Origin of the sequence: Empedobacter sp. UBA7248, from assembly GCF_002472945.1 — a bacterium.
In the GTDB taxonomy this organism is placed as follows: Bacteria; Bacteroidota; Bacteroidia; order Flavobacteriales; family Weeksellaceae; genus Empedobacter; species Empedobacter falsenii_C.
The window spans coordinates 415,557-425,846 of sequence record NZ_DKSU01000016.1; the positions used below are offsets into that span (position 1 = coordinate 415,557).

Below are 10,290 nucleotides of genomic sequence, written 5' to 3' on the forward strand. Positions count from 1 at the left end.
CTCAACCTTTCTTCACAAATAAATAACACTACACTACTTAAGTCATAAAAGTAGGATGTTAAGCTTAAATCGCTTTTGGCGTATATATTTTTCTTAATTCTTTTGTCGCCGCAACCATTTCGATTAATGCTTTTTCAGTTTCTTCCCAATGACGCGTTTTTAGTCCGCAATCAGGATTCACCCATAATTGATCTGCCGGAATAACTTTTGCCGCTTTCTCTATCAAATCAACCATTTCCTCTTTCGACGGAACGCGAGGCGAGTGAATATCATAAACTCCAGGTCCAATATCATTTGGATAATTGAAATCTGAAAAAGCATTTAACAATTCCATTTGGCTACGCGAACATTCAATTGTAATAACATCCGCATCTAAATCAGCAATATTTTGGATAATATCATTGAATTCTGAATAACACATATGCGTATGAATTTGCGTAGAATCCTCAACATTACTTGACGCTAATTTGAACGAATCAACCGCCCATTTCAAATAATTTTGCCATTCATTTTTTCTCAATGGTAAACCTTCTCGAATTGCAGGCTCATCAATCTGAATAATTTTAATTCCAGCTTTTTCTAAATCCAAAACTTCATCACGAATCGCCAATGCAATTTGTTTACATGTCGTAGATCTTGGCTGATCATCGCGAACAAAAGACCATTGCAAAATCGTAACTGGACCTGTCAACATTCCTTTTACTTTTTGTTCTGTGATAGATTGTGCATATTTCGACCAATAAACCGTCATTGGAACTGGACGATAAACATCACCAAAAATAATAGGCGGTTTTACACAACGCGTTCCATAACTCTGAACCCAACCATTTTTAGAGAAGACAAATCCGGCTAATTTTTCACCAAAATATTCCACCATATCGTTGCGCTCATATTCACCATGCACCAAAACATCAATGCCAATTTCTTCTTGCCATTCTATCGTACGCTTGGTTTCTTGTTTCAGTAAAGTATCATATTCTTCGGCAGATAATTCTCCTTTTTTATACTTCGCACGCCAACTTCTCACCTCTTGTGTTTGTGGAAAAGATCCGATTGTTGTCGTAGGAAAAGGAGGAAGATTTAGCACATTTTGTTGCACAATTTTTCGCTGTCCAAAACTATTTGTACGATTATAATCTTCATCTTTTATTGCATTTACTCGTTCTTTAACTTGAGTTTGATGAATTAATAGAGAATTTTTTCTATTATTAATCGAAAATTGATTCGCTTCATATTGTTGAATCAATTTTTCGTCATTCGGGTTTGAGAAATAATTTTTTAAGAAAGCAACTTCTTCCAATTTTTGCTTAGCAAATGCAAACCAATCTTTGATTGTTGTCGGAAGATTTTTTTCGTTTGTTTCTAAATCTAAATCACAAGGCGAATGTAATAATGAACAAGATGTTGAAATAATAACTCGTTTTTCTCCAATTTTGTTCACAACTTTTTCTATGGTTGAAAGCGATTTTTGAAAATCATTTTTCCAAATATTTCGACCATCAACTAAACCTAAAGAAAGTTTTAATTGAGAAGGAATTTGATTCAATATTTCATCAATTTGATTTTCGTCTCGAACCAAATCAAGATGCAAAATATCAATTGGTAAATTGATTGCTAAAGCTGTATTATCTTTCAATCCATCAAAATAAGTTGCGACCTGAATTGTAAGTTGAGGAAATTCTTTTCTTATTTTTTTGTAAACTTCTTGATAAGCCGTTTTTGATTTTTCATCTAAATCTAAAGCTAAAAAAGGTTCGTCGAACTGAATTGTATTTGCTCCATGATTGATTAAATCATGAATAATTTCAAAGTAAACTGGCAATAAATTCTGAATTAAATCAATTCGATCAAATCCCTCTTCTTTTTCTTTTCCTAATAATAAATACGTAATCGGTCCAATTAAAACAGTTTTTGGATTAAAACCTTCTTTTTTGGCAGCGATAAATTCGTTTACAATTGAGTTTGAGAAATATTTAAATTCTTGATTTTTTACAAATTCTGGAACGATATAATGGTAGTTTGTATCAAACCATTTTGTCATTTCCATCGCTGTAATATCTAAATTATCTTTTTGATAGCCTCTTGCCATCGCAAAATATAAGTCTAATTCTGTATTCTTTTTATTTAACGCAACTGTATTGAAACGCGCTGGAATTGCACCAACTGATAATGTAAAATCTAAAACTTGATCGTAAAAAGAAAAGTCATTACATGGAATTAAATCAATTCCGGCAGCTTGTTGCAATGCCCAATTTTGTTTGGTAATTGTACGGCTTGTTTGCAATAAAGCTTGTAGTTCAATTTTACCTGCCCAATAATTTTCGCAGGCTTTTTTTAGTTCACGGTTAGCGCCAATTCTTGGATAACCTAAAATTTGTGTTTGCATTTTGATTGTTTTTTAATGTTCAAAAACACAAACGCGAGTTGATAAATAGTAAAACTATTTTGACAGACAGACTTCAAATCGCGAAAGTATCATCTTTTGTTTCTATTGGTAATCTGACTTGTAATTTGAATTACTTACAGTTGCGCGACAGCTCGTGATTCTCACACGATTCCCCAATAATTTGTTATTTATTTCTTCACAAATGTAATAAGACAAAATAAAAAATTGAAAAAATTGAAAAAATAAGATTTTACAACTTATTATGATTAATTTTACAAAACAAAACACTTAAACAACGATATAATATCGTGTTGAAAAGAATATTATTTGGATGGAAACATTAGATCAAACCGATTTAGAACTATTAAGAATTCTACAAAAAGATTCGAAATTGACAGTAAAAGCAATTGCTGCTTTAGTTAATTTATCTCCTTCACCCGTTTTTGAACGTATAAAAAGGTTGGAACAACAAGGTTATATCAAAAATTATAGAGCGGTTTTGGATGCCGAAAAACTAAACAAAGGCTTTATGGTTTTTTGCAGCATCAAGCTAAAACAACATGATCGCACGATTGGGAATAAACTTGTAGAAGATATTTTGTTGATTGATGAAGTGGTGGAATGTTATAATATTTCGGGCGAATATGATTTTATCTTAAAAGTGCAAGTTTTGGATATGAAGCAATATCAAGATTTTGTTTTCAATAAATTGGGCGCTTTAGAAAGTATAGGAAGTACGCACAGCTCTTTTGTGATGGCCGAAATAAAAAATACGTACGGAATCAATATTTAATAAAAACAAAAGGTTGAGCAATGCTCAACCTTTTTTCCACAAATAAATAACACACTACTTTTTGATTACTTTGAAAGTAGAATTGTTAACTTTTATGATGTAAACACCTTTTGGTAAAGAAGAAACATCTAATTGATTTTTCCCTTTTTGAAGTGTTTTCTCTGTCATTTTAGTTCCTGTAATAGCGAAAATTTCGGCTTTTGAAGCTTCATTTGTTTCGATAAACAATACATTGTTAACAGGATTTGGATAAACATTAATTGATGATTTATTTAGATCACTTGTTCCTAAAACAGCTAATGAAATTGTGATGTTTTGTGAAACAACTTTTCCATTCGAATTGAAAGAAAGTTTAATTTTAGCTGTTCCATTTTTTAATGGATTAATTACTAATTCTTCCTTATCATTAATCGAAATTTCAGCGACATCATCATTTTCAATAATTTCTAAATCTTTTACAATTGCTGCTGATAAATTATCTAAATCAGAAACTTTATCTTTCAAATCAATTGTTGTTGCTGAGTTGATTTGATAAGTCGTCTCTAAATCATTAATAATTGGTGCTGCATTATCTGGAAAAATAGGTAAAGATTGGAACCAATAATAATCATTTAAAGGAATTGTTTTCGTTAAATTTCCTTTATTATCAAATTTATGGATCCAGTTTTTTTGGTAATGTGTTCCATATCCATTTTCTGTTGTTGTTACAATTAATTCATCTGACACAGGATCTACGCGTAAACCAGCTCCATAAACAACTTGTTTATATTGCTCATCTTGACCAGGAATTGTAGCAAAATTCTCATTGAATTCATTTTTATCCACATCATATTTTACAATTGTAGGACTAACAGACCAACCAGAACCTGGGAAAAAGTAAATCACATTTTCTTTTGTTGATGCACAAAAACTTCCTGCATTCCACGCTCCCCAAGTATTCGGAATTGTTTTCGTTGGAATCGAGATTTCTGTCGTTTCTAAAGTCACAGGATTTATTTTAACCAATTTATTTGCCAATGCTCCCCAAACATTTCCATCTTTAGATTGAACTACAGAAATAAAACTTCCAGCAATCGTTTGCTTAATTTTGTTAGTGTTTGGATCAATTACTAATATTCCACCCTTTTGTGTTACGGCAAAAACATAAGTAGAAGTTCGAATAATATTTGCTAAAGCACCAAATTTATCAGCACCTTCAATTAAAGATCCTAATTTCAAGTTTTCAATATCAAACAAATAAAGTCCACTTGAAGTCCCTAAATATCCTGTTTTAGCATCAACACCTACAAAACTTCTTCCGTCTCCACCAATTGTTTCGAAGCTGGCTTTTTTCTGTAAAGTTTTCGAATCAGCTACAACTAAACGATTTCCTTGTTTTGAAACAATGAAAAAATTATCACCATAAATTGTTGCAAAAGGAGGCGTAACACCTAATTCTTCATTGGTATTCGCAGTTTTGTAAATATTATAATCGATAGAATAATCTGGATTCATAAAATTGATTGATCCATTTGTATGACCAAACCAATCTTCATTCAAAATAAAAACGCCGTTTGTGTATTCCTTTGTTTGTGCAAAACTTGTTTGAATTGCTACTATTGTAAAAATCGAAAGTAAAAATTTCTTCATGTATTGTTTTTTTAGAAATCCGAAACCATCATTCCAAAAATGACAGCCTCGGATAAAAATATTTAGAATGTTATTTTAAAATTTATAAATGTAAATCATAAGCACCTGCAACTTCTGTTGAGATTTCGCCTAACCAACCTGCTTCTTGATTTGTTGCTGTGTAAACTTTGATAAAATCGATTCCTAATAATTTAACAGGATTTCCATTTTTATCAACAGCCCAATCAATATCAATGTTTGAATCTTCGCTGCTATTTGACGCATTGTCTACATAACCATAAGCATATTGTTTTCCTACCCAATATGTCCCATTTCCACTTTGATCCGTGTAGTTATTTGGTAAAAGTGTACCTGTAAATTTTAACTGATCCGAACCAAACCACAATGGATAATACGATTGCTTATGATAAGAATTTTTAGTTTTATAACCTGAATTTCCTTGATTATCAGACCATTTTATATACTCAATATCTGTTTGCCATCCAATAGTACCTTTTACAGGTGTTTTATTTTCGTCTGGCTTAGTATACGTTATGGTGTAATTTTTTATTGTATTTGGATTCGTATACTCACTTCCGGCAATTTCGTACCATTCGTCGTCATCTGGTTTTCCATTTTTATTTTTATCATATGCAACCATTACAATTCCAGGTTCAGAAGATCCAGCAAAACCATTTCCTAAAACTTTAAAATCGCGTTTGTTTGGTTGGTTCATAATCGTATGGTCAAAACCAAATACCACATATCCTCCGTAACCTCCAAGCGTAATCATTGTAGATTTTTCTCCTACTAAAGCCTTAGCAGCTTTGGCTGTCATATCAGCTTGAGTTTCTCCTGTTACATAAGCTGGTAAAGCATTTGTGAATTGTCCAACTGCAGGCAAATAATCAAAGACTTGAGAAATATATTTGCTGTAAGTAGATAATTCTTGTGTAACATTAACCTTTGTTTTTATTGTTTTAGAAGTTGCTCCTGAAGTAATTTCTAATGTTAAATCATAAGCACCAACTTTATCAGAAACAAAACCTAAGGTTTTCTCATTGCCAATAATTTCATTACCAAGTTTCCATGTATATGTTGCATTTTCAAAACCAGAAACAGTTGGTTCAATTGAAACAATTTTTAAACGTGCTGCATCATAAGATGCTTGTAAAGTAGCATTATCAGGATTTGTCTCGATAATGTTTTCATCATCACTACAGCTTTGTATTAAAGCAAAACTTAATGCGGTTAGTAAGATTTTAGAATATTTCATATGTAAATTTTATTTATAGACAAAAGCAAAATGAGCAGGAATATTTCCGGCAGCAGTTTTCCATTTAAAAGCACCATTTTTATCAAAACAATAGATGTAACCCATCGAAACATAATTTCCGACATCGGTTAGAAAAAGATCTTTGGTTTGAGGATTTACAGCAATTCCGTAAGGCGTTTCGATTTCATTAATAACAGGATCATTGACCAATGTTTTGTTAATAACTTGTTCTGTTTTAGTATCAATTACACCATAAGTTTTTGTGTATTCGAAAGTTGTGTAACTAAATTCGTTTGAATAATAATAGAGTTTGTTATCAACAATCGTAAAGTTAGAAACAGGAATATCAAATTTCTTTTTGATTTGATGCGTTTTACTATCTAACACATATAAATTTGATGGAACGTTATAATAATCACCACGAGAAGTCACATATAAATCACCATCTGCATCTTTTTTTAAACGATGAAGATTTACTTCTACATCAATTTTTTTGGTTTCTTTAAATGTTGATAAATCAATCACAGAAACTGTTTTATCATACTCAGGAACTCGATAACCACCTGAATTTGCTACATACAGATTATTCCCAACAACTTCTAATTCTTCTGGCTGATAACCTACCGTCACTTGTCGTGTAACCGATAAATTAATCGTATCAATTTCGACCACTTTTCCTAAGGGCGCTTTCGGATCGATTGTAACAGGACCAGCATACGAAGATGCATACGCTTTACCATTTGCAAACGTGATGTAACGACCATTTTCCAAAGGAATTGTTCCCAAATGTTTGGCTGTTCTTGCATCCATTACTTCGATAAAGTTTGATACATTGATAACCGCATATAACTTATTTCCATAAATTTTGATATCATTCCCAACATCACCCAATTCCTTTACCATAGTAGGATTTACGGTTGCATATATATTTCTATTATAGGTTCCTGTAGTAAAATCCATATAATCTATTGTTGCTTTATTACTTCCCATATTTCCTTCGTTAAGCAAATAAAAACCAACGACATCAGTTTTTTCGGGATCGGTTACACCTTCTTCTTCTTTCTCAATCAAATAAGTATCTTGTTGACAAGCATAAAAAGTGATTGCTGTTAAAAAACAGCCGAATAATTGTTTGAAATTTCTCATAAGTTTGCGCTTAATATTAGTTTGAATTGTCTTCCTGGCATTGGATAATTATAAACGACATCATATTGTTGATTCAAAACATTATTTAATTCAAAAGAAACTTTGAACAAATTTTGATTCAACCTAAATTCTTTATGTATTCCTAAATCATTTGTAAACCAAGGATTAAGACGATTTGTTTTGATATTATCTTGATGAACGTCATAACGTTTGCCTACATAAATAAAACTGTAATTAAAATTCCATGTTTTATAAGAAGCCGCTAAAACAAAAGAGCCACTATGTTTTGGTGTATATGGAATTTGATTTTTGTAGTAACTTTTTTTATGATTCGAATAATCTAACGCTTGCAAAAAACCATAGTTAAGCATTGGTGAAACTTCTATTTCTCCCAGTTGGAATGTTGATCGAATTTTAACATCCAACCCTTTTATTCTGACTTCGTCCAAATTTAACATCGTAAAACGAAACAAGCTTCCCGAAGGCGCAGCAACAATTTTATCAGTTACTTCATTGTAAAAAGCATCGGCTTGAATTGTAATATTTTTGAAAAAATTTGGAGTTGATTTAGAATAAGTAAAACCAACATTATATTGCGTTGAATATTCTGGTCGAAGATTAGAATAACCAATATTTGTATAATACAAATCGTTGAACGTTGGCATTCTAAAAATACGTTTGTAAAATGCTCTGACATTAAAATCATGAGATTTAAATGGTTGATAGTTGGCGATGATTGTTGGCGTCCATACATTTTTATCTGGAGCACTTGTGTTCATTTCTACTGATTCTTTTACAAAAGTTCCTAATAAACTTCCTTGTAAACTCAAACCTCCAAGACGATAAGTAGACGCGAACGCTACAAGATTTGTATGACGAGTAGGAAAAGAAAAATTCTTTAAATCTGCTCCCATATTATTAAACTGATAATCTGTTGCAACATTCACATCCCAATTATCTGTAATCGAATAAAGATTTGCCCAAGACACATAAAACTCGCGTTGTGTGTACTTATTTTCTGTTTTTACGGTCGAAACTGTATCTGTATAATGAGTGAAATCATAAGCAAATTTTGCGTTTATCTTTGATTGAAAGTTTCTGAATCGTTTTTCATATTTTCCTTGAACAAAATAATTTCGATCAACCAAAGTTTGTCCACGTCCATCAAATCGACCACGAACAATTGCAGCAGGAATTCCTCGATCAGAATCATATAAATATCCTTTTACATTCCAATTCGATTGATTTCCTTTTCCGATCAATCCTAATTCCAAACGTTTTGCATCAACTTGTCCATCTCTACGTTTCAAAACTGTATCGTATGCAGTTGTTCCATCCAAATTTTTGCGTTGATAACGGAATTTATATACACCATTAGTTTTAACATATTCAGCACTCAAAACAGCTGATAATCTATCCGTAATTTTTTGTTCAATACGAATTGAAGGATTGATTAATTGAATCGAACCTAGCTTATAACGGAGTGTAGCATTTGTTTTTTTATCACCAATAAAAACAGTTTTTTTGGTTTGAAGATAAATAGCAGAAGCAGAAGCATAATCTTTCGCTGATTGAAAAATATTACTTTTTTGACCATTATATAAAGAAATCACTTCCATATCGTCTAAAGAAAATTTCCCTAAATCGACAATTCCATTTTGCGCATTTCCAAGTTGAATTCCATCATAAAAAACTGCAACATGTTGAGATCCCATCCCACGAACATCAATAGTTTTTAAACCTCCAACTCCACCGTAATCTTTGATTTGTACACCTGCAAAAAAACGAACAGCATCTGCCACAGAATGGCTATTTAAAGCCTCTAGCTCCGCTCCTTTCAATTCCTGAACAGGAACAACGGCTTTTGCATTATTTTTTAAGATATTAACTTGCTGAAGCTCTAAAATACTATCATGAATAATTTGCGCAGAGGCAATGCGACATGAAAGCAAAATCAAGCTGCAACAAATAATTATAGTTTTTAGATTTCTCATTTAGCAATAATCAATTGTTGCTAACGAGAGTGTATGAAGAAGTATTGAAAGGACGAACCTATCCAAAATTTGAACTTCACGCTTTAGTCCCCGAAAGCATTCAACATTTATCATTTTGGTAGGTCTTCTGACTTACTCCTTTTTTAGAAATCCTTCCCATTTTATGAACAGTGGATATATGTATCTAAAAAATATGGAGCTTACAGCAGCGGGTCTGTTCAGGATTTTCACCTGATTCCCTGTTACCGAACGATTAAGTTCGCACCAAATGTTAATCAAAAGTAAAATTATTATTTTGAATAAACAATTAAATCTTTATCAATAATAGCTAAACAAAAAAAGCTAACTCATTCGTTAGCTTATTCTTTTACTTTATTTATTTCGATCACTTCTCCAGTTTCATCAACCTGAACCGCAATCTTTTCATAATTCCATTTATCAAATTCTTTCTCTCCAACAATAATTGCAGTTCCAGAACCTTTTGTCCCTTTTATCGGAACAGAAATATTCGCCTCTCCTGTATTATTCGAAACAGAAATATTTCCACTAAACATTCCATCCGTTTTAACATCCGTACCAAATTTCTGTTGAACTTCAGGATTTTGATTAATAATATTGATTGCATGTTTCGTCACGTCACTATCAGATGTCAACTTACTAAAACCCAAAAAAGCACCTCCAATTAACAACGCAAAAAATAAAATCACAAACGACAAACAGCCAATAGGCACTACCCATTTCCAATTACGTTTAAACCAACTTTCCTTTGGTAACAATTGATTATCATACTGATTTTCTTCCATAATGTTTAGGTTTTAAGTAAAGATAATAAATTTGGGCGTTCGCTTGTTAAATTTAAATTATAAACAAAAATAATACTGTTACTTGGAACGTAGCGAAATGAAGAATCTTAAGTTATAAGACGTAAGATTTAAGACTTACAGAATAAAGATCTAAACAAACTATCCCCTTGAGGGGATTATAGGGGTGTTTATGAAGTATTACGTAATAAGTTTTATGTTATACGTAGAACGTAGCACTTAAAACCTATAACTTTATTGAACACAAAAAAGCCTCAAGAAAATAA

7 protein-coding genes and 2 riboswitches are annotated in these 10,290 nt (G+C 31.8%); of the genes, 1 reads left to right on the forward strand and 6 read right to left on the reverse strand.

The window, feature by feature from the left end:
- Positions 1 to 64 precede the first annotated feature (64 nt).
- Entirely contained in the window at positions 65 to 2,386 is a 2,322-nt protein-coding gene (gene metE / locus B4A23_RS16480) for a 5-methyltetrahydropteroyltriglutamate--homocysteine S-methyltransferase (RefSeq protein WP_291121509.1), read from the reverse strand.
- Positions 2,387 to 2,472: 86 nt separating this feature from the next.
- Positions 2,473 to 2,611, reverse strand: a riboswitch (cobalamin riboswitch).
- Between the two features lie 106 nt (positions 2,612 to 2,717).
- Here metE and B4A23_RS16485 point away from each other — a divergent pair.
- Positions 2,718 to 3,179, forward strand: coding sequence for an Lrp/AsnC family transcriptional regulator (locus B4A23_RS16485; protein WP_038336827.1), 462 nt, complete (start codon positions 2,718 to 2,720; stop codon positions 3,177 to 3,179).
- 54 nt (positions 3,180 to 3,233) lie between these two features.
- Here B4A23_RS16485 and B4A23_RS16490 read toward each other — a convergent pair whose 3' ends face one another.
- The 5 genes from B4A23_RS16490 to B4A23_RS16510 form a co-directional block, all read right to left on the reverse strand.
- Complete coding sequence (locus tag B4A23_RS16490; protein WP_291121512.1) at positions 3,234 to 4,808, reverse strand: DUF5074 domain-containing protein; 1,575 nt, start codon at positions 4,806 to 4,808, stop codon at positions 3,234 to 3,236.
- A gap of 82 nt (positions 4,809 to 4,890) precedes the next feature.
- Complete coding sequence (locus B4A23_RS16495; RefSeq protein WP_291121515.1) at positions 4,891 to 6,063, reverse strand: PKD-like domain-containing protein; 1,173 nt, start codon at positions 6,061 to 6,063, stop codon at positions 4,891 to 4,893.
- Positions 6,064 to 6,072: 9 nt separating this feature from the next.
- Positions 6,073 to 7,209 (reverse strand): YncE family protein, encoded by a 1,137-nt coding sequence (locus B4A23_RS16500; RefSeq protein WP_291121517.1) that lies wholly within the window; start codon positions 7,207 to 7,209, stop codon positions 6,073 to 6,075.
- Positions 7,206 to 9,203 (reverse strand): TonB-dependent receptor, encoded by a 1,998-nt coding sequence (locus tag B4A23_RS16505; protein ID WP_291121519.1) that lies wholly within the window; start codon positions 9,201 to 9,203, stop codon positions 7,206 to 7,208. The genes B4A23_RS16500 and B4A23_RS16505 overlap by 4 nt, the downstream gene beginning before the upstream one ends.
- A 99-nt stretch (positions 9,204 to 9,302) precedes the next feature.
- A riboswitch (cobalamin riboswitch) is annotated at positions 9,303 to 9,487 on the reverse strand.
- A 75-nt stretch (positions 9,488 to 9,562) separates the two neighbouring features.
- The gene (locus B4A23_RS16510) at positions 9,563 to 10,006 is read right to left on the reverse strand and encodes a cytochrome c oxidase assembly factor Coa1 family protein (protein ID WP_291121521.1); all 444 of its coding nucleotides are present in this window, start codon (positions 10,004 to 10,006) and stop codon (positions 9,563 to 9,565) included.
- Positions 10,007 to 10,290 lie beyond the last annotated feature (284 nt).